This is a genomic window from Nocardia inohanensis NBRC 100128, assembly GCF_001612945.1.
Classification (GTDB): domain Bacteria; phylum Actinomycetota; class Actinomycetes; order Mycobacteriales; family Mycobacteriaceae; genus Nocardia; species Nocardia inohanensis.
Map to the genome: position 1 here is coordinate 78,073 of NZ_BDBK01000016.1, position 22,441 is coordinate 100,513.

Annotated in this window: 22 protein-coding genes and 2 pseudogenes; 14 read left to right on the forward strand and 10 right to left on the reverse strand. The window is 66.8% G+C overall.

Annotated elements, in window-relative coordinates:
• The first annotated feature begins 28 nt into the window (after positions 1-28).
• Entirely contained in the window at positions 29-841 is an 813-nt protein-coding gene (locus tag NI1_RS37490; RefSeq protein WP_084523986.1) for a GlxA family transcriptional regulator, read from the forward strand.
• 93 nt (positions 842-934) lie between these two features.
• On the opposite strand, the pseudogene NI1_RS28460 reads toward NI1_RS37490, so the two are convergent.
• Positions 935-1,864 (reverse strand): annotated as a pseudogene (locus NI1_RS28460) (CobW family GTP-binding protein); the annotation flags it as partial.
• Between the two features lie 140 nt (positions 1,865-2,004).
• Here NI1_RS28460 and NI1_RS28465 point away from each other — a divergent pair.
• The gene (locus tag NI1_RS28465) at positions 2,005-3,798 is read left to right on the forward strand and encodes a PucR family transcriptional regulator (RefSeq protein WP_169815647.1); all 1,794 of its coding nucleotides are present in this window, start codon (positions 2,005-2,007) and stop codon (positions 3,796-3,798) included.
• Here the strand turns inward: NI1_RS28465 and pucL are convergent.
• Entirely contained in the window at positions 3,780-4,691 is a 912-nt protein-coding gene (gene pucL, locus NI1_RS28470; RefSeq protein ID WP_157535414.1) for a factor-independent urate hydroxylase, read from the reverse strand. The genes NI1_RS28465 and pucL overlap by 19 nt on opposite strands.
• 192 nt (positions 4,692-4,883) lie before the next feature.
• Here pucL and NI1_RS28475 point away from each other — a divergent pair, with 192 nt between their 5' ends.
• Positions 4,884-6,269, forward strand: a complete 1,386-nt coding sequence (locus NI1_RS28475) for a uracil-xanthine permease family protein (protein WP_067826652.1) — start codon at positions 4,884-4,886, stop codon at positions 6,267-6,269.
• Between the two features lie 57 nt (positions 6,270-6,326).
• On the opposite strand, the gene NI1_RS28480 is transcribed toward NI1_RS28475, so the two are convergent.
• The 3 genes from NI1_RS28480 to NI1_RS28490 all read right to left on the reverse strand — a co-directional run bounded on the left by NI1_RS28480 (position 6,327) and on the right by NI1_RS28490 (position 9,154).
• A complete protein-coding gene (locus NI1_RS28480) occupies positions 6,327-6,755 on the reverse strand; it encodes a molybdenum cofactor biosynthesis protein MoaE (RefSeq protein WP_067826655.1) in 429 nt (142 codons plus the stop codon).
• Entirely contained in the window at positions 6,748-7,791 is a 1,044-nt protein-coding gene (gene moaCB, locus NI1_RS28485) for a bifunctional molybdenum cofactor biosynthesis protein MoaC/MoaB (RefSeq protein ID WP_067827684.1), read from the reverse strand. Before moaCB ends, NI1_RS28480 begins: the two co-directional genes overlap by 8 nt.
• Positions 7,792-7,948: 157 nt before the next feature.
• Positions 7,949-9,154 (reverse strand): molybdopterin molybdotransferase MoeA, encoded by a 1,206-nt coding sequence (locus tag NI1_RS28490; RefSeq protein WP_067826658.1) that lies wholly within the window; start codon positions 9,152-9,154, stop codon positions 7,949-7,951.
• An 86-nt stretch (positions 9,155-9,240) separates the two neighbouring features.
• On the opposite strand from NI1_RS28490, the gene moaA reads away from it, so the two are divergent.
• The 3 genes from moaA (at position 9,241) to NI1_RS38210 (ending at position 10,763) form a co-directional block, all read left to right on the forward strand.
• A complete protein-coding gene (moaA, locus tag NI1_RS28495; protein ID WP_067826660.1) occupies positions 9,241-10,299 on the forward strand; it encodes a GTP 3',8-cyclase MoaA in 1,059 nt (352 codons plus the stop codon).
• A complete protein-coding gene (locus NI1_RS28500) occupies positions 10,292-10,534 on the forward strand; it encodes a MoaD/ThiS family protein (RefSeq protein ID WP_067826662.1) in 243 nt (80 codons plus the stop codon). Before moaA ends, NI1_RS28500 begins: the two co-directional genes overlap by 8 nt.
• A gap of 88 nt (positions 10,535-10,622) precedes the next feature.
• Complete coding sequence (locus NI1_RS38210; protein WP_157535384.1) at positions 10,623-10,763, forward strand: hypothetical protein; 141 nt, start codon at positions 10,623-10,625, stop codon at positions 10,761-10,763.
• 2 nt (positions 10,764-10,765) lie between these two features.
• Here NI1_RS38210 and nadE read toward each other — a convergent pair whose 3' ends face one another.
• Positions 10,766-11,605, reverse strand: a complete 840-nt coding sequence (gene nadE, locus NI1_RS28505; RefSeq protein ID WP_067826664.1) for an NAD(+) synthase — start codon at positions 11,603-11,605, stop codon at positions 10,766-10,768.
• Between the two features lie 4 nt (positions 11,606-11,609).
• Entirely contained in the window at positions 11,610-12,233 is a 624-nt protein-coding gene (locus NI1_RS28510) for a TetR/AcrR family transcriptional regulator (RefSeq protein WP_439957321.1), read from the reverse strand.
• 199 nt (positions 12,234-12,432) lie between these two features.
• Between NI1_RS28510 and NI1_RS28515 the strand changes: the two genes are divergently transcribed.
• The 8 genes from NI1_RS28515 to NI1_RS28550 all read left to right on the forward strand — a co-directional run bounded on the left by NI1_RS28515 (position 12,433) and on the right by NI1_RS28550 (position 19,892).
• Positions 12,433-12,996 carry an NAD(P)H-dependent oxidoreductase gene (locus tag NI1_RS28515; RefSeq protein WP_067827689.1) on the forward strand — a complete coding sequence of 188 codons (564 nt, stop codon included), beginning with the start codon at positions 12,433-12,435 and terminating at the stop codon, positions 12,994-12,996.
• A 136-nt stretch (positions 12,997-13,132) separates the two neighbouring features.
• The gene (locus NI1_RS28520) at positions 13,133-14,017 is read left to right on the forward strand and encodes a G1 family glutamic endopeptidase (RefSeq protein ID WP_067826667.1); all 885 of its coding nucleotides are present in this window, start codon (positions 13,133-13,135) and stop codon (positions 14,015-14,017) included.
• A gap of 474 nt (positions 14,018-14,491) precedes the next feature.
• Entirely contained in the window at positions 14,492-14,731 is a 240-nt protein-coding gene (locus tag NI1_RS28525) for a redoxin NrdH (protein WP_067826669.1), read from the forward strand.
• Between the two features lie 57 nt (positions 14,732-14,788).
• Positions 14,789-15,259: a class Ib ribonucleoside-diphosphate reductase assembly flavoprotein NrdI gene (gene nrdI / locus NI1_RS28530; RefSeq protein ID WP_067826671.1), complete on the forward strand. Its 471-nt coding sequence runs from the start codon at positions 14,789-14,791 to the stop codon at positions 15,257-15,259.
• A 32-nt stretch (positions 15,260-15,291) separates the two neighbouring features.
• On the forward strand, positions 15,292-17,397 hold the full coding sequence (gene nrdE / locus NI1_RS28535) for a class 1b ribonucleoside-diphosphate reductase subunit alpha (RefSeq protein WP_218026847.1): 2,106 nt from the start codon (positions 15,292-15,294) through the stop codon (positions 17,395-17,397).
• Between the two features lie 137 nt (positions 17,398-17,534).
• The gene (locus NI1_RS28540) at positions 17,535-17,753 is read left to right on the forward strand and encodes a type II toxin-antitoxin system VapB family antitoxin (RefSeq protein ID WP_067827692.1); all 219 of its coding nucleotides are present in this window, start codon (positions 17,535-17,537) and stop codon (positions 17,751-17,753) included.
• Positions 17,754-17,941: 188 nt separating this feature from the next.
• Complete coding sequence (locus tag NI1_RS28545; RefSeq protein WP_067826677.1) at positions 17,942-18,100, forward strand: DUF397 domain-containing protein; 159 nt, start codon at positions 17,942-17,944, stop codon at positions 18,098-18,100.
• Between the two features lie 877 nt (positions 18,101-18,977).
• Positions 18,978-19,892 (forward strand): tyrosine-type recombinase/integrase, encoded by a 915-nt coding sequence (locus tag NI1_RS28550; RefSeq protein WP_067826680.1) that lies wholly within the window; start codon positions 18,978-18,980, stop codon positions 19,890-19,892.
• Positions 19,893-19,977: 85 nt separating this feature from the next.
• Here the strand turns inward: NI1_RS28550 and NI1_RS28555 are convergent, their stop codons facing one another.
• The 3 genes and pseudogenes from NI1_RS28555 to NI1_RS28565 all read right to left on the reverse strand — a co-directional run bounded on the left by NI1_RS28555 (position 19,978) and on the right by NI1_RS28565 (position 21,912).
• Positions 19,978-20,391: a hypothetical protein gene (locus NI1_RS28555; protein ID WP_157535385.1), complete on the reverse strand. Its 414-nt coding sequence runs from the start codon at positions 20,389-20,391 to the stop codon at positions 19,978-19,980.
• Between the two features lie 512 nt (positions 20,392-20,903).
• Positions 20,904-21,002, reverse strand: a pseudogene (locus tag NI1_RS39590) (cytochrome c oxidase subunit I); the annotation flags it as partial.
• Between the two features lie 382 nt (positions 21,003-21,384).
• Complete coding sequence (locus tag NI1_RS28565) at positions 21,385-21,912, reverse strand: hypothetical protein (RefSeq protein WP_067826686.1); 528 nt, start codon at positions 21,910-21,912, stop codon at positions 21,385-21,387.
• Between the last annotated feature and the right edge of the window lie 529 nt (positions 21,913-22,441).

Genomic DNA, 22,441 nt, shown 5'->3' on the forward strand with positions numbered 1-22,441 from the left:
AACTGCTCGGCTGACTAAGGTGCGGAACATGCACACCGTCGCAGTCCTCGCCTTGGACCGCGTGAATCCGTTCGATCTGGCCACGCCGATAGAGGTCTTCAGCCGGATCCGGCTGCCGGATGGGCACGCCGGGTATCGGGTTCGGCTCTGCGCGGAACGGCCGCAAATCGATGCGGGGCTGTTCAACCTGCGGGTGCCGTGGGGGCTGGAGGGTTTGGACGCGGCGGACACCCTGGTGATCCCGGGGACCGCCGATCCGCTCAGCCCGCTCCCGCCCAAGGTGCGCGAGGCGCTGCTGGCGGCCGCCGAGGACGGGGCCCGGCTGGCGGCCATCGGTTCCGGGGCTTTCCACCTGGCCGCGACCGGACTGCTCGACGGCCGCCGGGCGACCACGCATTGGGCGGTGGCCGAATTGCTGGCCGCCACCTATCCGCGGGTCGAGGTCGATCCGGCCGCCCTGCGCAGCGCAGACGGCACGATCTTCACGTGTGCGGGCGCGGCGGCCGGACTGGATTTGTGCCTGGACCTCGTGAACCGCGATCACGGTTCGGAGGTCGCGCTGGCTGCCGCCCGGTCGTCGATCATGCCGCTGAATCGCGAAGGGGGACAGGCGCAATTCAGCGTCGCGGAGCTGCCGTCCGAGCTCAGGCGCGCCCAGCAGCTGCTGGAGACCACCGACGACACCGTGGAACGCATTGCGGCCCGGGCGGGTTTCGGGTCACCAGCTGTTTTCCGCGACCGTTTCAAGCGCGCCGTCGGCCTCGGCCCCGCCGGGTATCGACGGGCTTTCCGCCGGATCCCGGTCGGCGAAGGTGACGGTGTAGCGCCAGATGGGCAGTAGCGCGTGGTCGTCCATCGGGGCCGGGGCGACCGTGGCCGCCAGGTCCGCGGTGACGGTCTCGGTGTCCAGTCCCGCACCGATCAGCACCAGGCTGCTGGCGCGCGGCTCGTTGCGCGCCCACGGCATCGGCTCGATGGTGAGATGCCGGCCGACCATGTGCAGCACGAACTTTCGCGGATCGGTGGGCACGGCGAAGGCCAGCACGCCCTTGGCGCGGAACAGCCCCGGCGGCGGATCCTCCAGGTAGGCGATGAGCGCGCGCGGATTCAGATCGGCGGCGCTGGTGAAGGAGACGGTGTCGTATCCGTCGTGCAGATGCCGATGGTCGCACTCGCACCCGTCGTGATGCTCGTGCTCGTCCGCCTCGGCGGCCCCGAACAGTAGATCGTCGAAGCTGAGCTGATCCCCGTCGTCGGGCTTCTCCACCTCGGGAATATCGAACAGCAGCCCGGGATCGATGCGCCCGTGACTGGTCGCGTACACCGGCACCTGCCCGACCAGTCCGCCGATCTCGTCCCGCAACGCCGCCAAGGCATCGGCCTCGACCCGGTCGGCCTTGTTCAACACCACCAGATCCGCCATCCGCAGATGCGAGGCGAGCTCCGGATGCAGTACCCGGCTCTCCGGGAAATGCTCCGCGTCCACGACCTCGATCAACCCGCCGTACCGGATCCGCGGATTGTCGCTCTGCGCGATCATCCGAATCAGATTGCGCGGCTCCGCGAGCCCGCTCGCCTCCACCACGATCACATCGATCTTCTGCTTCGGATGCGCCAGCTTGTCGAACAACTCGTCCAGCTCGCTCACATCCACCGCGCAGCACACGCACCCGTTGCCCAGCGACACCATGGCATCGACCTGCCCCGCCACCAGCATCGCGTCGATATTCACCGCCCCGAAGTCGTTCACCACGACCCCGATCCGCGCCTGCCGGCTCCGCAACAACCGATTGAGCAGGGTCGTCTTCCCGGCACCGAGGAATCCGGCCACGACCAGAACAGGAATGCGCCGACTCACGCGCACCAGGTTACCGATGCCCGCCGACCGTGTTCCGCACCCCGCCGACTGCCGTGTGCGCTCGCCGCAGCATGGATGAAACCCGGCGGAAACGCCCGCGTCCTACCGTGACCGGCAATGGAACGAGCTGGAGGTGCGCCGTGCGGGTGCGGGACATTCTGAACGCGCCGCAATTGCGCATGCACCTGCTGCGTGGCGAAGCGGCCGAATTGGACCGCCCGGTCGCCCGCGTCTGCGCGACCGATATGCCCGATCCCCGCCCCTTCGTGACGCCCGGCGCGCTGGTCTGCACCGGTCTGGTGTGGCGCCAGGTGGCCGCCGATTCGGACCGCTACATCGCCCTGCTCGCGAGCGCCGGTGTCGCGGGTGTGGTGGCAGGACAGGCATTACACGGCCGGGTGCCCGACGACGTGACGGCCGCCTGCGAAAAGCACGGCCTGCCCTTGCTGTCCGCGCCCCAGAGCATGCCCTTCAGCCGCATCATCGAGCATCTCGCCGACCAGGCCGCCGAATCCCGCTGGCGGCGTATGCAGTCCACCGCCGACCGGCAACGCCGCATGCTCGCCGCCGTCGCCGCCGGCCGGGATATCGCCGAGATCCTCGTGGATATCGCTGCCGAACAGGACATTTCGGCCTGGCTGGTGACCGCCACCGGCACCGTCATCGCGGGTACCGCCCCACTCTCCGACGCGGACCTGGACCGCATAGTCGTCACCGCCGTCACCGCGCCGCGCCTGCCCGCGGTGACCAGCGGCGCGCTGCGCGTCTTCCAAGTCGGCGCCGGCGATCGCCGCACCGCCTGGTACCTGGTCCTGCGCCCCGCCGCCCCGGACCCCGAACCCTTCGGCCCCGACCTCGCCGCCGTCGCCGAGCTCTACCGCCAGCGCCACACCGACCGCCTGCACCTGGATTGGGAACTCGCCGACCGCTTCCCGGCCCCACCGTCGGAGCCACCCGGCGGCCGTCAAGTCGCGATCGTCTGCGAGCTGCACTCCGGTACGTCTCGCGGTTCCGCCGTGGTCGTCGCCCGCACCGGTTCATATCCGGCGGCCGCACAACAGGCGGGAGGATGCGCCTCCAGTGATCCCGCTTCGCTCGTCGTCACCGGTTGTGCCGCAGATGGGCAGACCGCCGCAGGACTCGCACGCAGGGTCGGCCGGCTCGTCCCCGATAGCCGGACCGCGGGCGGTTCGCCGACCCCGCGTTCCCCCGGTCGCTCGGCGGGGGATGAGCCGATCGAGAGCGCGGCCGAGTTCGGTGCGGCGGGTCGAGGGGCGATGCCGGGCGATAGCGATTGGGCCGCAGCGGAACTGGTGGCAATGCGGTCGATGCTGCATGACATATTTCCACGAGCCGAGAGCTCGGTGGATCCCGCCGGCCGGCTGGTCGTGGTGGTCGCGGAGGATGCGGGCTCTGCGGACGACCGTGAACTGGGGGGATCGACGGCCGCCGCGCTGCGTCGGCGATTGGGCCGGATCGCGGACGCCTTCAACGAGACTCGGATCGCGATCGGGGTGAGTGCGCGCGGGGCGTCGGAAACGCTGGACGGTGCGATCGCGGCGTCGACGGCCGCTGCCGCCGCCGCGCGGGACGATGACGGAGCGGTGAGTGTGCTGGTGGCCGATATCGATTCGGCGGTGGGGCTTTTCACGGCGGTGCCCGGTGGGTTGCAGCGGCGGTTCGCCGAGCGGGTGCTGGGGCCGGTGGTGGAGTACGACCGGCGGCACGGGGGTGGGTTGCTGGAGACGTTGGAGGTGTTTCTCGGGTGCGAAGGGTCGTGGCGGCTGGCGGCGGAGCGAATGCATCTGCATCTCAATACGGTTCGGTATCGGATGGGGCGGGTCGAGGAGCTGACCGGGCGGGATCTGGGACGGCTCGACGACCGGCTGGATCTTTATCTGGCGATGCGCACGCTCGGCGCTCAGACGGCTCCGGTGTAAGGCTCCCAGGCGATTCCGGCGTCGGGGGCGTCCTCGCGCTGCACGGTGGCCTGGATCAAGCCGTAGGGGCGGTCGTCGGCGTAGAAGACCTCGCCGTTGTTCTCGACGTCGAAGCGGGACAGGTCGAAGCTCCAGTGGTGTTTGTTGGGGGCGGAGAGCCGGACCTCGGCCAGGCAGGGGTAGGCCTCCAAGGCGACCCGGCCCATCTCGAAGAGCGTCTGCTGCAAGGCTTTCGAGTGCTGGGTGGCGAACTTCTCGATCATCAGGGCGCGGATGCCGGAGTAGGCGGCGTCCCAATCGGCGGGCGGGGCGGCGAAACGCCAGTGCGCGGTGAGGCTGGTGGCAAGAATGCGGTCGTAGGCGGGTTGCAGGACGGTGAAGGGGTCGGTGAGGAAGCCGGCGAATTCGGAGCCGGTGGACTTCAGGATCACCAGATCCTTGACGCCGCCGATCACCCACTCGCGCTGCGCGGATCCCTTGCCCCGCACCGTGATCGCGGCGATCCGTACCTCGGGACCGGTACGCGTCCAGGTGTGGTCGTGCCCGGTCCCGTCGACCGGCACCCGCTGCCAGGCGAACTCCTCCAGCTCGATGCGCGCCGAATCCACCGGCTCGACATCGTCGACGAAATGCCGGGCCAGGGCGAGCCCGTACTCCTCGATGCTCCCGTCACCGTGCGTCTTGGCATAGGTGAAGATGGTCTGCTTCTGCGAATCCGTCGGCAGCACCGACCCCTGATCGCCCACCGTATGCGCGGCCTCGAAAGATCCACGCAGACAGGACGATACGTTCAGATCGCGGATCTCGTGCCGCTCGGTGTCGCGGTACACCCGCACCACCCGGTTCTCGGCCTTACCGTACTGGTTCGGGCCGAGCACGATCTTGCCGGACATCTCGGTCACGTTCGCCTCCCGTGGTCACAGAACATCTCGCCCCACTCTTACCCATCGAACCGGTCGAAGCCGTTGGTTCGACTGCCAAAACGCCGGGCGGTTCGCGACACGCGATCGGTCATATTCGACAAACCTCCGGCCAGTCGCCGCTGCCTAGCCTGACCATGTATTCACGCGCCGCAAGGAGCCCCCATGACCACGCCCCATCCCGTCGACGCCCGGCTGCCCTGGCAGCGCCTGCTGGTGTTCGGCATTCAGCACGTCCTGATCATGTACACCGGATGTGTCACCGTTCCCTTGGTGTTCGGCGCCGCCGCCGGGCTCGACAAATCCACCGTCGGGCTGTTGATCAGCGCTGACCTGCTGGTCGCGGGCATCATCACCGTGGTGCAGAGCCTCGGGCTGGGCCGGTTCGCCGGTGCCAGACTGCCCTTGATCACCGGTGCGACCTTCGTGGCCATGAGTCCGATGATCCTGATCGCCAAGGAGTACGGACTCCAGGCCGTCTACGGCTCCATGCTGGTCGGCGGTGTCATCGGCATCGCGCTGGCCTGGCCGTTCGCGAGCATCGTGCGATTCTTTCCGCCGCTGGTCTCCGGCACCGTACTGACCGTGGTCGGCATTTCGCTGATCGGCGTGGCGGGCGGGCTGATCGTCGGCAGCGACCCGAAGGCCGCGACCTTCGGTTCCCCGTCGCATATCGCCCTGGCGGCAGCGGTTCTGGTGATCGCGCTGGTGTTCACCGTGCTCGGCCGCGGCGTCTGGTCGCAGCTGGGGATTCTCATCGCCCTCGTCGCGGGCGTGCTCATCTCGATCCCGATGGGCCTGATCAAGCTAGACGGCGTGTCGAAGGCGGCCTGGCTGGGCGCGCCGCATCCCTTCCACTTCGGCGCACCGCAGTTCCCGATCGCGGCCGTGGTGGCCATGAGCATCGTGATGGCGGTGGTCTTCGCCGAATCCACCGCGAGCATGCTGGCGATCGGCGAGATCACCGGAAAGAAGCTGGAGCGCGCCGATATCGCGCGCGGTCTGGTCGGTGACGGCCTGTCGGCGGTGCTGGCCGGCGTCTTCAACTCGTTCATCGACACCGTCTTCAACCAGAACGTCGGCGCGGTCGCCCAGACCCGCGTCTTCAGCCGCTACGTCACCGCGGTCAGCGGCGCGATCCTGGTGGTGCTGGGCATCGTCCCGCGCTTCGGCGCGATCGTGGCGGCGGTCCCGAAACCCGTTGTCGGCGGCGTGGGCCTGGTGTTGTTCGCGACCATCGCCGTGATCGGCGTGGACACCCTCCGCAAAGCCGACCTGTCCGACCGCGTGAACCTGAGCATCATCGCGGTATCGATCGGCGTGGGCCTGGTGCCGGTGCTCACCAAGGGCATGTTCGACAAGTTCCCGTCATCCGCCCAGATCCTGCTCAACAGCGGCATCTCCCTGGCGGCCGCCACGGCCTTCGCCCTGAACCTGCTGTTCAATCACACCAAGCTCGGTGAAATCGCCCGCGCGGCAACGCAATCCCCGGCCACCCCGGAAGTCCGGGATCCGGTCGCACCGGAGGGTCAGGATCCCGTCACGGCCTGACGCGGCGTTCGAGGTGATTCGGGGCGCACCCCCGAGAGCCGCCCCGGGCGGTGGGGATTACCCGCAGGCGTTGACCCACTCCGAGAGCCCATCTGCGAAGAGCTGCCGCTTCCAGATGGGCACTTCGTGTTTGATGCGGTCCACGAGATTCGCGCAGACGGTGAAGGCTTCGGCGCGATGGGGTGCGGCGACCGCCACCACGATCGCGTTGTCTCCGATGGTCAGCGGGCCGATCCGGTGAATCGCCGCCACCGGCAGCCCGGACTCGCTCGCCACCTCTTCGCATACCCGCCGCAGGAACACGTCGGCCTGCGGATGCGCCGAGTATTCGAGCGCCGAAACCGCCTGCCCCCCATCGTGATCGCGCACCTTCCCGGTGAACACCACGACCGCACCGTGCTGCGGCCCGGTGACCGCCTTCTCGACCTCGTCCGGGTCGAGCGGCTGGTCGCTGATCCGCGCCAGCAGATCACCGCCGTCACTCATGGCTGCCTCCTCCGGCCACCTGGTCCAGCAGATGCCCGAGCATCGGCTCCAGCACGCTGATCCCGTCCTTCACGCCACCCGGCGATCCGGGCAGATTCACGATCACGGTACGCCCCGCCAATCCGGCGACCCCGCGGCTGAGCGCGGCCAGCGGGAATTTCGCGGTACCGCGCTGCCGGATGGCGTCGGCGATGCCGGGCAGTTCGCGGTCCAGGAGGGCCAGGGTGGCTTCGGGGGTGGCGTCGGTGGGGGAGGCGCCGGTGCCGCCGGTGCTGATCACCAGTGCCGGTTCGCTGGCCAGGGACTCCGAAAGTCCGTACGCGATATCGGAATCCGCGTAGACCAGCGGTCCGCGTACCGAGAATCCCAGCGCTTCGAGCCATTTCACCAGCACCGGGCCGGTGGTGTCCTCACGTGTCCCGGCGGCCGTACCGGTCGAGGCGACCAGCACCACGGCCTCACGTCCGCTGCCGATCGGAGCCCTCACTTCCACCGGCTTCGCATGCTGCCCATGCCCGCCGGCGGTCGCTGCGTCCGAATGCGACCGGTGCGCAGCGTTTTCCGTCTCCGGTCGCACCCAATGCCCGTGCTTGCCGCCGTCCTTGGTGAGCAGCCGCACCCCGTTCAGGGTCGCCGCCGGATCCACCGCCTTGACCATGTCGTGCAGCGTGAGCCCGGCGACCGCGACGGCCGTCAGCGCCTCCATCTCGACCCCGGTCGGCCCCTTGGTCTTCGCCGACGCCTCGATGGTGATGCTGTCCTCGGTGAACCCGAACGACACACTCACCGACGACAACGCCAGCTGATGGCAGAGCGGAATCAACTCCGAAGTCTTCTTCGCACCGTTGATCCCGGCCAGCCGCGCCGTACTCAGCACATCCGCCTTGGGCATGTCGTCGGCCCGCACCAACCGCACCACCTCGGCCGTGGTGCGCAGCTCCCCGGCCGCCACCGCGACCCGGGCCGTATCCGCCTTGGCGCTCACATCGACCATGCGAGCGCGCCCTTCGGCATCGACATGCGACAACTCACTCATACCCTCAGCCTGCCATGCGCGCTCGGCCCACCTCATACCCGGATTGCACGAAAAGCCGCGGCCGCCGGACCGCCGATGCTCGGAGATTCGGCCAAGCGACCCGGCGCCGCGTCCCGCACTCGGGCGCGGTCGGGCCGGCCGAGTCAGCGCCGGGATTTCACAACCAGCGCACCCGCACCACGGTTCCGGCCGCTACGTCGGTCGCCTCGGCCGGGATCTCGATCAGGACCTCGGCCTGCGCCATGGACGCGATGAGATGCGAGCCCTGGCCGGAGGTGATCTCCACTCCGCCGTCGGCGGCCCGGCCCCGCAGGAACTGGCGCTTACCGGCGGGCGATCGCACCGTATCCCGCAGCGGCAGTTCGGCATTCGCCACCTCGGGTAGTCCGGCGAGCTCGCGCAGGATCGGGCGGGCGAACACCTCGAACGACACCATGGTGCTGACCGGATTACCCGGGAAGCTGAGTACCGGGATGCCGTCGACCACGCTCAGCCCCTGCGGACCGCCCGGTTGCATGGCGACCGCGCCGAAGCGTCCGCCGAGCGGCCCCAGCACCTCCTTGACCACCTCGAAGTCGCCCTGTGAGACGCCACCGGAGGTGAAGACCACGTCGGCGGCCGCGGTGGCTTCGTGTAACCGCTGCCGGAATTCGGCCGGGTCGTCGGTGGCGTGCGTGACCGACACCACCTCGACCCCGTTGTCGGCGAGCGCGGCCGCCAGCGCGAGGCCGTTCGAGTTGTAGATCTGTCCGGGCAGCAACCGCGTTCCGGCGGGCATCAATTCATCACCGGTGGTCAGCACGGCCGCTCGGACGCGGGGCGCGACCGGCAACTCGGCGAGGCCGACCGCAGCCAGCGCGGCGATGTGCCGGGGCCGCAGCAGGGTGCCCGCCGCGGCCAGGGACTGTCCGGTGCGCACATCGGTCCCGGCCTCACGGACGAAATCGCCTGCGGTGCGGCTCTTCTCGATGGTGACGGTCGCCCCGTCGGACAGCGTGTGCTCGACCGGCACCACGCAGTCCGCACCGGGCGGGATGGGCGCGCCGGTCATCACCTTCAGGGCCGCGCCGTCGGGGAGCGGCGTCTCGCCCGGATTCCCGGCCGCCACCACCCCGGCCAGCCGCAAGGTCACCGGCACCACCGACAGCGAATCCGCCCGCACCGCATAGCCATCCATGGCCGAGTTCCGGAATACCGGCAGATCCAGGGGGGAGTACACCTCCGCGGCCAGCCGCCGCCCGAGCGCCGCCGCCATCGGCACGGATTCGGGTTCACGCCGCGCCAGCGGCCGCAGTAGATCCTCGATCTCGCGCCGGTGGTCATCGACGGAACGGGCCGGGGCCACGGCGTGCCGGGAACTCATGCCGGTGAGCCTATACGCGCGAGCACGGGAGGAAACCTCGGCAGTTCGGTGGCGCGGGGGCTTGCGCATGGGGCAATAATGGTCGGATGACCGTGGTCGCGATGGGCATGCCCGCAGTTCGAACCGGGCAGCCATCCTTGGACGGCCGCCCCGATACCCCGTTCCTGGTGGACCGTTTCGGCCGGGTGGCCAGGGATCTGCGGGTCTCCATCACCGAGAAGTGCTCCCTGCGCTGCACCTACTGCATGCCCGAGGAGGGCCTGCCCGCCATCCCCGCCGACGAACTGCTCAGCACCGCCGAGCTGATCCGCCTGGTCGTGCTGGCCGTGCGCGAACTCGGGGTGCAGGAGGTGCGCTTCACCGGCGGTGAGCCGCTCATGCGCCGCGATCTGGAACAGATCATCGCCGGCTGCCGGGCCGAACTCCCCGATATCCCGTTGTCCATGACCAGCAATGGCGTCGGCCTCGAGCATCGCGCCCGCAAACTGGTCGAGGCCGGTCTCAGCCGCATCAATATCTCCCTCGACACCGTCGATCGCGACGGCTTCGCCAAATTGACCCGCCGCGACCGCCTGGACTCGGTGCTGTCCGGCATCCGCGCCGCACGGCAGGCCGGCCTGACCCCCATCAAGGTCAACGCCGTCCTCATGCGTGAAACCCTCGGCGGCGCCGCCGACCTGCTGCAATGGTGTCTCGACGAGGGTTGCGAGCTGCGCTTCATCGAGGAGATGCCCCTCGACGCCGACCACGAGTGGGCGCGCGCCAACATGATCACCGCCGCCGAACTCCTGAACGTCCTGGGCGAACGCTTCGAACTCACCGAGGTCGGCCGCGAGGACCCCTCGGCCCCCGCCGAACGCTGGCAGGTCGACGGCGGCCCGGCAACGGTCGGCATCATCGCCTCGGTAACCCGCAAATTCTGCGGCGACTGCGACCGCACCCGCCTCACCGCCGACGGCCGCATCCGCTCCTGCCTCTTCAGCGATCAGGAATACGACGTCCGAGCGGCATTGCGCGCCAACGCCTCCGACGCCGACATCGCTACCCTGTGGCGAGGTGCCATGTGGCAGAAATGGGCCGGCCACGGCATCGACGCCGCCGGCTTCGTCCCCCCCGAACGAACGATGGGAGCCATCGGTGGTTGAGGTCCGCTATTTCGCCGCCATAGCCGACGCGGTAGGCAAATCCAGCGAACACCTGGACCTCCCCGCCGGCGCCACCGTCGGCGACCTCCGCACCACCCTCGCCGCCACCTACGGCCCCACCCTCGACCCCATGCTCAAGGTCTGCGCCTACCTCATCGGCGACGAACTCACCCGAGACGCCACCGCCGCCCTCACCCCCCGCGTCGACGTCCTCCCGCCCTTCGCCGGCGGCTAGCACCCTTTTCGCAACTATGCGGTAACGCTATCGCCGCACCCGGGGATACACCGACTGTCCGGTACATCCCGCCTCCCGGAGGTAGCGCATGAAGCGGCTACTGCTCGCCTTGCTCTTCGGTACAGCGATCGTCCTCACCGCCCTGCATTCCCTCGCCGAAGGCGCGGCGGTCCCGCGGCTGACCTGCAACTCGACCGTGCTGGGCGGTACCGGTACGCCGCCGAGATAGCTTCAGCGCCACCAGGTATCGAGCGGGGTGACCGGGACGGTGCGCTTGTGGCGGGTGTTGCGGTAGATGGTTTCCAGGCGCTCCGCTACTTCGGGGGTGACGTCCTGGCCTTCCAGGTAGTCGTCGATCTGGGCGTACTTCAGGCCCAGGGCTTCTTCGTCGGGGAGGGCGGGGCGGTCGTCTTCGAGGTCGGCGGTGGGGACCTTCTGCCAGACGCTGGGGGGTGCGCCGAGTTCCTGGAGCAGGGCGGCGCCCTGGCGTTTGCTGAGGCCGGTGAGGGGGGTGAGGTCGACGCCGCCGTCGCCGTACTTGGTGAAGAAGCCGGTGATCGCTTCGGCGGCGTGGTCGGTGCCGACGACGAGCATGTTCAGCTGGCCGGCTATCGCGTACTGCAAGACCATTCGCTCGCGGGCTTTGATGTTGCCGCGGACGAAGTCGCGCAGTCGTGGTGTGTCGCCGATGATTTCGCGGATCGCCTCGGCGGCTTCGTCGGCGCCGGCGTCGGCGCTGGGCTTGACGTTCACCGTGATGGATTTGTCGGGCTGGATGAAGCGCAGGGCGATCTGGGCGTCTTCCTCGTCGGCTTGGACGCCGTAGGGGAGGCGGACCGCGACGAAGGTGACGTCGTGGCCTTCGGTGCGCAGCTCCTCGGCGGCCAGCTGGCACAGGCGGCCGGTCAGGGTGGAGTCCTGGCCGCCGCTGATGCCGAGCACGAAACCCTTTGCGGGCGTGGCGCGCAGGTAGTCCTTGAGGAAGTCGATGCGCCGCCGCACTTCGAGTTTCGGTTCGATGGTCGGCGAGACGCCCAACTCGGCGATGATCTGTGCGCGCAGGTTCCCCATGCCGTCACTCTAACGGGGCGGCCGGCGCGGTGACCGTGCGGACGAGGGTCTCCCAGTGGTCGCCGATCTGTTCCAGGGTGTAGCCGAGCGCTCGGATCTGATGCAGCACCAGCGCGGCGTCCAGGGTGGCCAGCAGGGTGTCGGCCAGCAGGCGCGGATCGCATGCGGTCCCGGCCTGCCGGAGCAGCAGTGCCACATGGGTTTTGGCGATGTTGTACGGCGCGCTGGAGTGCCGCGCCAGATCGGCGGCCTTGCGCACGTCGCCCTCCACCTCGACGGCGGCCAGCCGGGCGCGGCCGAAGGCGATCAGGCGGTCGGCCGGGGGTGCGCCGGGCCCGAGCGGGGGCGGCCCGAACATGTAGGCGGCCTGGAGCTTCTGATCGGATTGGTCGAGCAGTGCCAGCATCAATCCGGCGCGATTGCCGAAACGGCGGAAGACCGTGCCCTTGCCGACGCCCGCACGTTTGGCGACCGCGTCCATGGTCACCGCCGCCGCGCCCTGTTCCCGCACCAGCGTCTCGGCGGCGTCCAGCAGCAGTTGCCGGTTGCGGGCGGCGTCGCTGCGTTCGTGGGTGCCGCCGGGATTGAGCAGCGGCACCGAATGCGGCGGCGGCAGCTGGCCCGGGATGGGTTCGAGCGGCAGTCCCACGGGTTCGATGGACAGGCTCGAGCCCCAGGCCGGCGGTTCGGCCGGCGGGGGCGGGTCGCGGGGCGTGTCGCGGTTCACAGTGCAGGTTCTCCAAACCCGGGAATGGAAGCGGACTGTAGTCCGGTTAGTGTCTCATGCAAGTTAGCCACTGGATCAGAAATTCCCAGGAGTGATCACCATGTCGCAGACCCGCCTTCTCGTTCTGGTCGGCAGCCTTCGCGCCGCTTCGATCAACCGCCGGTTGGCCGAGGCCGCCGTGCAGACCGCCCCGGAGGGCGTCGAGGTCGCCATCTACGAGGGCCTCGCCGATATTCCTTTCTACAACGAAGATCTCGACGCCGAAGGCAAGGTGCCCGCCGCGGCGCAGGCGTTGCGCGCGCAGGTGGCGGCCGCCGGCGGTTTGCTGCTGGTGACCCCCGAATACAACGGCACCCTGCCGGCCGTGCTCAAGAACGCCATCGACTGGGCTTCCCGGCCGTACGGCGCGGGCGCGCTGAAGGGTAAGCCGGTCGCGGTGGTCAGCGCGTCCATTTCGCCGAACGCCGCCAAGTGGTCGCACGACGACGCGGTGAAGGCGCTGGGCGTGGCGGGCGCGGAGGTCGTGAAGGACGCGTCGCTGAACTTCGGCACGATCGGGCAGCGCTTCGCCGAGGCGCACCCGGCCGACGATGCCGAGGCGCTGACCCAGCTGGCCGCGACCGTGCGGCTGCTGGCCGACGCCACCGCGAAGGTGAACGCCTGACGGTGCGGGTGCCGCCCCGTATATAGGAGCGATCAACTGGCAACCACATTGATTACTCGCTGAATCCAGTACGAGGCCACGGCTTTACAGCCGTGGCCTCGCGCTTTTCCGGGGTGTGATGAGCTAACTTCAGCGCATGAAGCAACTTGCTGGCAAACATGCCTGGGGGCGGTATTGCGCGGCCGGACTGCTGGCCCTGGCGGCCACCACGGTGACCGCCGCCGAGGCTGCCGCGGAATCGAACGTCCTTGTGCACCTGGGCAACTGGGCCGGATACGTGATAAAGGGCGACTTCCGCTCGGTCAGCGCCACCTGGGTGCAGCCCGCCGTCGCTTGCACCAATCCCGGTGTGTTCCAGCGCGTGGTGCCGTGGGTGGGTTTGAACGGCGCGAACGGCCCGGACAACCGGGTGGCGCTGCCGCTCATGCAGACCGGCGCGGAGACCGGATGCATCAGCGACGCCGCCGTGTACGCGACCACGCCCGGATTGCAGCTGGAGAACGTGGCGGCCGGGCTCGTCTACACCAGCCCGTGGCTGGCGAATCAGGTCATGGGCGCGGGGGATGACCTGTCGAACATGCTCGGCGGCATCGCCGACGGCATCTGCGCGACCGGAGCGCTGGGCGCGGCCTGCGTGCCGGATCAGGGGAGCGACGCGTGGTGGGAGGGGTATCCGGATCCACCGGTCACCTACGAGGACGTGACCGTGAACGCCGGCGATGTCATGCACGCCTCGGTCGATTGGGACGGGCACGTCTACACGATGGCGCTGGAGAACCGCACCCGGAACTGGCGCAAGGTGGCCACCCAGGTGTCGGACGCACCGGCGCGCACCGCGGAGATCGTCATCGAAGGGCACCTCGACGCGGCGCTGCCGGGGTTCACGCCGGTGACCTTCACCGAGATCGAGGTCGACGGAAAGCCGCTGTCCGCCTACGACGCTCAGGTCTACGGCATCGCCGCCACCAACCGGATGCTGTATCCCGGCCCCGTCGACGGGTCCAGCTTCACGCTCTCCTAGCGGGTCGCCCGCGCCCCGCGGGGGGATCGCGACACGCCGAGGCGGTTCGGTGCCCCAGGAATTCGGGGCACCGCCGGGAGCCGCCCCGAACCCCCTGTTCGGCCGGTGCTGCTGTGACTGCTGTGATGCCAGTTGATCAGCGGGAACGGTGTGTTTGCTGGAAATGTGCTGAAAGCCCAAATTGTGATCTGCGCCTCAGTCGTGTCGAGTTGCGAATCGAGTGTCCAGGTACTTACGGCACCAGAATTTCACCTTTGTGAGTCGCAACATGTCGTGTTGGAAGATTCTGTCGGCCACTAGGTGTAGTGTCTTGGGAGCTGGAACGCCGCGAGAGATGAACCGGAGAAATCACGGTTCCGGTCTCCGCGACCAGGGGCTTCGGTCTCACTTCCAGGGGTTTGCGCAGGAACTACGTGGATCTTGTTTTCAGTCGTGCACTGCATACGGATCGAAGGCCAGGAGAAGGGGATACCAATGACCATCACCGTTTACACCAAGCCCGCTTGTGTTCAGTGCAATGCCACCTACCGCGCGCTCGACAAGGCCGGTGTCGCCTACGAGGTCATCGACATCTCCGAGAGCCCCGAAGCCCGCGATTACGTCATGGCCCTGGGCTACCTGCAAGCCCCCGTCGTCGTCGCCGGTGAGGACCACTGGTCCGGCTTCCGCCCGGACCGCATCAAGGCCCTCGCCGAGTCCGTCGCCGTCGCCTAGCGACACCGGAGCGGCTCCGGCCGCTCCAGCAGGTTGTCCGAGCCCGAAAGGAGGGAGATGGCCGAGATGTCTACCCAGGCAAGCAATCTCGTCTACTTCTCCAGCGCTTCGGAGAACACGCACCGCTTCGTCGAACGGCTGGGTATCCCCGCCGTTCGCATACCGCTTCATACTGCCGACTCGCTTCGCGTCGAAGAACCCTACGTGCTGATCGTCCCCACCTACGGGGGTGGTCGGCATGTTTTGGGAGGGACCCGATCCGAGAAGGAATTCGTCCCCCGTCAGGTGGCCAAATTCCTCAACGATCCCCACAACCGCGCCCTGCTGCGCGGCGTGATAGCGGCCGGCAACACCAACTTCGGTGATACGTACTGCTATGCGGGAGAGGTCATCTCGCGCAAAGCAGGGGTTCCGTACCTGTATCGCTTCGAACTCATGGGAACTGCCGAGGACGTCGCGCGCGTCCGAGAGGGATTGGACTTGTTTTGGCAACGACAACAGCACCGGCCGGAAAGGCTGCCCGCGTAGAGCGGACCGTCAGCAGCACCGAAACCGCGGGCATGGACTACCACGCCCTCAACGCGATGCTGAACCTGTACGGGCCCAACGGCGAGATCCAGTTCGACAAGGATCGCGAAGCGGCGCACCAGTACTTCCTCCAGCACGTCAACCAGAACACCGTCTTCTTCCACAACCTGCGGGAGAAGCTCGACTACCTGGTCAAGGAGAACTACTACGAGACCGAGGTGCTCGACCAGTACAGCTTCGACTTCACCAAGAAGCTGTTCAAGCAGGCCTACGGCAAGAAGTTCCGTTTCCCCACCTTCCTCGGCGCGTTCAAGTACTACACCTCGTACACGCTGAAGACCTTCGACGGTAAGCGCTACCTGGAGCGGTTCGAGGATCGCGTCTGCATGGTCGCGCTGACCCTCGCCGCCGGTGACGAGCAGCTGGCCTCGGAGCTGGTCGACGAGATCATGGACGGCCGCTTCCAGCCGGCCACCCCGACCTTCCTGAACTCGGGCAAGAAGCAGCGCGGCGAGCCGGTCTCCTGCTTCCTGCTGCGCATCGAAGACAATATGGAGTCGATCGGCCGCTCCATCAACTCCGCCTTGCAGCTGTCCAAGCGCGGCGGCGGAGTGGCCTTGCTGCTCAGCAATATTCGTGAGACCGGCGCCCCGATCAAGAAGATCGAGAACCAGTCCTCGGGCGTCATCCCGATCATGAAGCTGCTGGAGGACTCCTTCTCCTACGCCAACCAGCTGGGTGCGCGGCAGGGCGCGGGCGCGGTGTACCTGCACGCCCATCACCCCGACATCTACCGCTTCCTGGACACCAAGCGCGAGAACGCGGACGAGAAGATCCGCATCAAGACGCTCTCGCTGGGTGTGGTGATCCCGGACATCACCTTCGAGCTGGCGAAGAAGAACGAGGACATGTACCTGTTCTCGCCGTACGACGTGGAGCGCATCTACGGAGTGCCGTTCGCCGACATCAATGTCACCGAGAAGTACTACGAGATGGTCGACGACAAGCGGATTCGCAAGTCCAAGATCAAGGCTCGCGAGTTCTTCCAGACCATCGCCGAGTTGCAGTTCGAGTCCGGCTACCCGTACATCATGTACGAGGACACCGTGAACCGCGCCAACCCGATCAAGGGCAAGATCACCCACTCCAACCTGTGCTCGGAGATCCTCCAGGTCTCCACCCCGTCGGAGTTCAACGACGATCTGTCCTACTCCAAGGTCGGCAAGGACATCTCCTGCAACCTGGGTTCGCTGAACATCGCCAAGTCGATGGATTCCCCCGACTTCGGCAAGACGGTGGAGACGGCCATCCGCGCGCTGACCGCGGTGTCGGACCAGACCCACATCTACTCGGTGCCCTCGATCGAGCAGGGCAACAACGAATCCCACGCCATCGGCCTGGGTCAGATGAACCTGCACGGCTACCTGGCGCGTGAGCACGTCCACTACGGCTCCGAAGAGGGCGTGGACTTCACCAACATCTACTTCTACACCGTGGCCTTCCACGCGATCCGGGCCTCGAACCTGATCGCCCAGGAGCGCGGCAGCTACTTCGGCGGCTTCCCCGAGTCGAAGTACGCCAGCGGTGAGTTCTTCGACAAGTACACCGATCAGGTGTGGGAGCCCGCCACCGAGCGCGTCCGCCAGCTCTTCGCGGACGCCGGCGTGCACATCCCGACCCAGGACGATTGGCGCGAGCTCAAGGCCAAGGTCATGGAGCACGGCATCTACAACCAGAACCTCCAGGCCGTCCCGCCGACCGGTTCGATCTCCTACATCAACCACTCCACCAGCTCCATCCACCCGGTGGCGTCGAAGATCGAGATCCGCAAGGAAGGCAAGATCGGCCGCGTCTACTACCCGGCCCCCTACCTCACCAACGAGAACCTCGAGTACTTCGAAGACGCCTACGACATCGGCTTCGAGAAGATCATCGACACCTACGCCGCGGCGACGCAGCACGTCGATCAGGGCCTGTCGCTGACCCTGTTCTTCAAGGACAGCGCCACCACCCGCGACGTCAACCGCGCCCAGATCTACGCCTGGCGCAAGGGCATCAAGACCCTCTACTACATCCGCATCCGCCAGATGGCCCTGGAGGGCACCGAAGTAGAGGGCTGCGTCAGCTGCATGCTCTGACCTTCCGAAAAGCATTGCGGTAAGGGCGTTCCCGGCCTCCGGGAACGCCCTTCCGTCTTGTCCGAGGTCGAATGCAGGCATACGATTTCTTGAATCGGTATGCGTGATATGGAGTTGCCCCACTCCGGGAGGTGACGATGTCTCGGACGATCATCGACGTCGACGATGAAGCGCTGGCTCAGGTCGCTGAGTTGCTCGGCACCAGTACGAAGCAGGACACGGTGAATGCCGCACTGCGGCAGGTGATCGCGCGCCATCGACGGGCGGCTGCCCTGGAGCGGACGATGACCAAGTCGCGCGAAGGGCAATACGACGACGTGGTCGCACCTGGCCGCAAGGCTGAGGCGTGGCGGTAGCTCATCGAGGCGAGTGCTCTGGTTCGGATAGGTTGCGGCAGCGCTCAATTCACGTTCACGATGTGACCGCTGATGGCGTCCTCGATCGGTTGTGAACTGTCGCATGGCTCGGGGGATTCGACGCCGTCGAGGATCGTGTCGAGGATCGCGGCGCGGTTACGACAGGTAGCCAGCAGGGGCGATCGAGGATGGGCGTAGACCTCCCCGGCGCAAAGTGGTTCAAGAGCAGTCGCAGCTCGGCAGGCAAGGAATGCGTCGAAGTCGCCTTCCTGGGCGGAGGCGTGGCCGGCGTTAGTGACTCCAAGCACCCCGACGGCCCGGCGCTCGTGTTCGCCCCGAGTGAGTAGGACGCCTTTACATCCGAACTCATGGCCGGCGAGCTGGACCACCCCTAGCAGCCGCGCCGGCCATCGTATATGTCGAGATGGCTTGGAAACGCGGATCTCCTGTTAAGGCTTGCTGAGCCAGCGCACCGGTTCCGGCGTTCTGGGACCCGCGCTCAGGTGCCCGCCGTCGAGACCCGCTCTGGCTACGCTGGTGATTCGGTCGACAGGTACCCGCGAAGTATGGCGTCGGTTCCCGGGTCTGAGATCCATTGGTATCGACGAAATCTGTCGTCACTGGCGAGCATGTCCGGTGCCGTCGGCGTGTCTGAATGCACCCTCATGCCGATGAGCGAGCAGCTCATGGAGTGGTGGAGGACCGGATGTGGACGGGCGCTCCGATTGCACGGAGAGGGGTTGCGAGGGCCTCCATTTCGACCCGGGTTCCTTCTATTCCCCGATTGGCAAGCTGCGAGACTAGGTCCCGAGCCTCCGTAAGCGTCAGAGCTCGAACCGTTCGCAGTGCGCGCATCAACCGCGCGGGCGTGATGGTGCTGCCAACCAGCTGCAACGTCGCGGGACCATGAGCGGCCAGGATGGCTGCGCGCATACCAGCAAGCGGTGTTTCGTAGCCACATTCGTTCCAGCGGCAGCTGCACTTCGGACAATCACCTTCAAGATCCCACCGGTGGGTTCCGGCGGTCAGTACCTCGACAACCGTGGCCTCTATCAGTGACCCGCATTCGATGCATTCGGTTGTGTAGGGGGCGGTTTCGAGCACGGTGTCCATCGCACCGGATCCTAGATCCAAGGTCCGGGCGAAGTGTATTCAGAACGTACGCAATTGCCGCGTCCCGCGCGTCCGCTCGGGCGGTTCGCTGGGACAGCGGCATCGTGAAGGATGGCTCCCTCACCCGATCTCGATGTCACCTTCGCCGGTGACGACCTCGTGCTCCGGCTGGCCGCGCTCGCCTACCTCGCCCGCTTCTCCACGGTCTCCCGCATCCACACCAAATCCGATCTGCGCCTGTACTTCTCCTGGTGCACCGACCAGCAACTGACCCCGCTCGCAGTCGCCCGCACCGAGGTCGAACGGTACATGCGGTGGATGCAGGAAGTCCGCCGCTTCAAACCCGCCACCGTCGCCCGCCGCCTCGCCGTCGTCGCCGGTTTCTACCGCACCTGCGTTATCGACGGCGTCCTGGACCGCTCACCGGCCGAGTACGTGCGCCGGCCCCGAGTGTCGAACGAGTCACCGACACTGGGACTTTCGCATCTGCAGTTCGAGGCACTGCTGTGCGCGGCCCGCGACTCGGAAAACCCACCGGACTTCGCGCTGGTCGCGATGCTGGGACTGCTCGGATTGCGGATCAGCGAGGCATGCCGCTGCGACATCGACGATATCGGTGAGGAACACGGTCACCGCGTGCTGCGCACCATCGGAAAAGGAACAAAGATCGCGCTCGTGCCGCTGCCGCCCGCGGTCGGACGCGCCGTCGACCGCGCCGTGGAGAACCGGACCCGCGGCCCGATCCTGCTCAACCTCCGAAGCCGGCGTATGGATCGGCACTGCGCAACCCGGCGTTTGCGGCGCCTGGCCGAGCGGTCGGTGGTGCGGCTGCCGACGCTGCACCCGCACATGCTCCGGCACACCTTCGTCACCACCATGCTCGACGCCGGTGTGGACCTGCGCGATGTCCAGATCGCCGCCCGGCACGCGGACCCGCGCACGACGATGCGCTACGACCGGGCCCGTACCAACCTCGACCGGCACCCGAACTACATCCTGGCGGCCTACATGGCTTCGGCCACATGACATCTCAACCATCCGCACATGCCGATTACAGGACACCACTCCGGAACGAGTAGCGCGTCCCATCCTGGCCTATTCGCAGGTCGAGCTAGATCCATCCGATGATCATGAACAGCAGGGCGGCGACGAATCCCGTACCTCCGAAAAGGTTACTCATCGAGTCGCCCCACACCGAGCCCGTTCGGATGATCCCAAGGACAAAGTCGATCAAGCACAGGCCGAGCACGACCAGCACGGCAACAATCCTGCGCGTTGTCCATCGTTTCTGCGGAGTGACCTCCGCTGTCTTGGCCCCCAGTGAAACCAAAGCTAACAAGGCAGCAACGACCAAGGTCAGGCCATGCAGCTTACTTGCAATGATGTCGTTCCAGTTCTCGCTCACAGCCAACCTGGTCAGGGACGCAAGGTACATGCCCAGGACAACAAGCGCGGCGATCCACCTGAACGTTCGCCAGCGTTTATGTGGTTCAGGCGCAACAGGTTCCACCCATTCCGTGCTCACAGCAGGAGCCTACAAGTCCGATATGGTGCGCTGCCAGGTCAGCGAAGTGAACAGTTGTGTTGTTGAGCGCGCTTTGAAACGATCACGCGATTCCCGGACTATCAACGGGCTGAGGCCATCTCGGGCAGTCGCACAACTTCGAACCGAACGCACGCTACTACTGCCGCTTCCCGCGCTGAGCGAAGCGGCCACACGGTCGGCCTCGAAGATCGCTGGGGTCGACCGTCTTTGATCTTCAGACCGCCGCAACGGGTCGGCTGCCGGGCGCGCGCTCATGCCGATTACAACGCATTTTCGGGTGGTCATATCCGTGCGACGGCGGGAGCAAACTTCCGCTCCCATAGCTCACGGATCGCCACCGCCAGAAGGATTACGAGCAAAGCGGTGAGCGGTGTGAGAAAGAAGTTCCGATGTCCACGTGGCAGCGCGCACCAGATCAGCAGGGCCGCCGCGAACGGCACTGTCACGGTAGTGATTCCGGCAGTCAGCCTCCGCACCGCAGCCGCTTCCACAAGTGCTGATAGCACCAGTAGGCAAAACCCAATCAGCGAGATCGCCCCCATCTGCTCGAACCCGTCCGATGGCAGGTAGTCGGCATATCGCCGGGGCACATCGGTCAGGGGACGCGTACGGGTCCCAGACGAAGTCGTCGGCCTCGCCGCTGCTGAACCAGGTGATGCCCTGGCCGAGCATGGCGGCCACGATGAACACCCACCAGAACACATGACCTGTGATGTGCGCCGTCCGAAAAGCCTGGTGCCGGGTCATGCGTTGCAACTTAAGCCAGCGCATCCTGGGCATGTTCTGTGAGCGCCACGACGCGCCGGACACCAATGACCGCGTGCGGGATCAGCGGGTCAATGACCTCGTGCAGTATCCTGCATTGCCGCGTGGCGCGCTGATCGAACGGCCAGCGCGGTGCCGAAGCTCAACGGCCCAAGCCGATCCGAAGCCAGCGGAAGACACCGAATTGTTTACGCGAAGGTGCGATGATCAGTCGGCTGTCAGCGTGCTGGGTGTATGGCCACGAGAAGGTATCCACCGGAACCCGGGCTGAAAGACGCCATAGTTACTGCCCAAACCGAACTCGGCATGGAGGCCGTCACAGAGAACAAGGCCATCAATCGCCCCGTCGGAGAGCTCGTCCATCCACTCGTTGCTGAGCTCGACGGGGTCGACGACACCTTCGGGGTCCCAGCCGACGTGCGCGGCGAGATATCCATCGAACGTAGCGAGCAGCGCATACAGGCCATTGCCGAGTTCGGTGAACTCCGCCGCCGTCAGAGCGAGTCTAGGAATCGAACCGTCAAGCGCGACACCGTATCCGACGGCCACAGGCAGCACCGACAACTCGATGTAAGGACCGTCGGAACGCAAAAGCGGCATGTGCAAGGGGATGCGCCGACCTCCTACCCGCAGCGTTCTCGGTAGGCGGCTGGCGCAGCTGAGCACTGCTGATCGCGCCGCGTCCATGTTGTCACCGAAGTTAACCACCAGTTCGAAGCAGATCGCCACGCTCACCCCATCTCTCGCGCCGACCCACTCTAATCAGCCTTGACCGGTCACGCGCTGTAATGCCGCTTATAGGGCTGTTCGGGCCGTTTAGGAAAGTGGTCCGCGGAGGATCGGCGAGGATCTGCCACATCGGTGAATCCCGGCGATTCATCCGGGACGGTGTGAGTGGTCCTCGGGTGGACCGGGGTGGGGTTGTGATCTCTCCAGAAGCCTTTGCGGGCAGGGGATTCGGCGGCGGTTCGTGGTTAGGGTCGGGAAGTCCTGGCGATGATCCGAGATGCGCGGGCGGTGGCCGGGACGAGAACCGATAGAGCACTGTGGTTTTGGAGGTGGTGTTCAGACCTCGTTTTCCTGCGACAAGAGAATGGCCCACCGAGCGGATGGCTTGCGCCCGTTCGGTGGGCCGTTCGTGTTTGCACAGGTGGGGGCGGGTTGTGACGGGATACAGCGGGGGCGGGCCGGGGGCGGTGAATGGTCCAGCGGTGGGCGGGAAACGGGGCGCGGCGGGGGAGCGGGCCTTAGCTTCGGGCGGCGA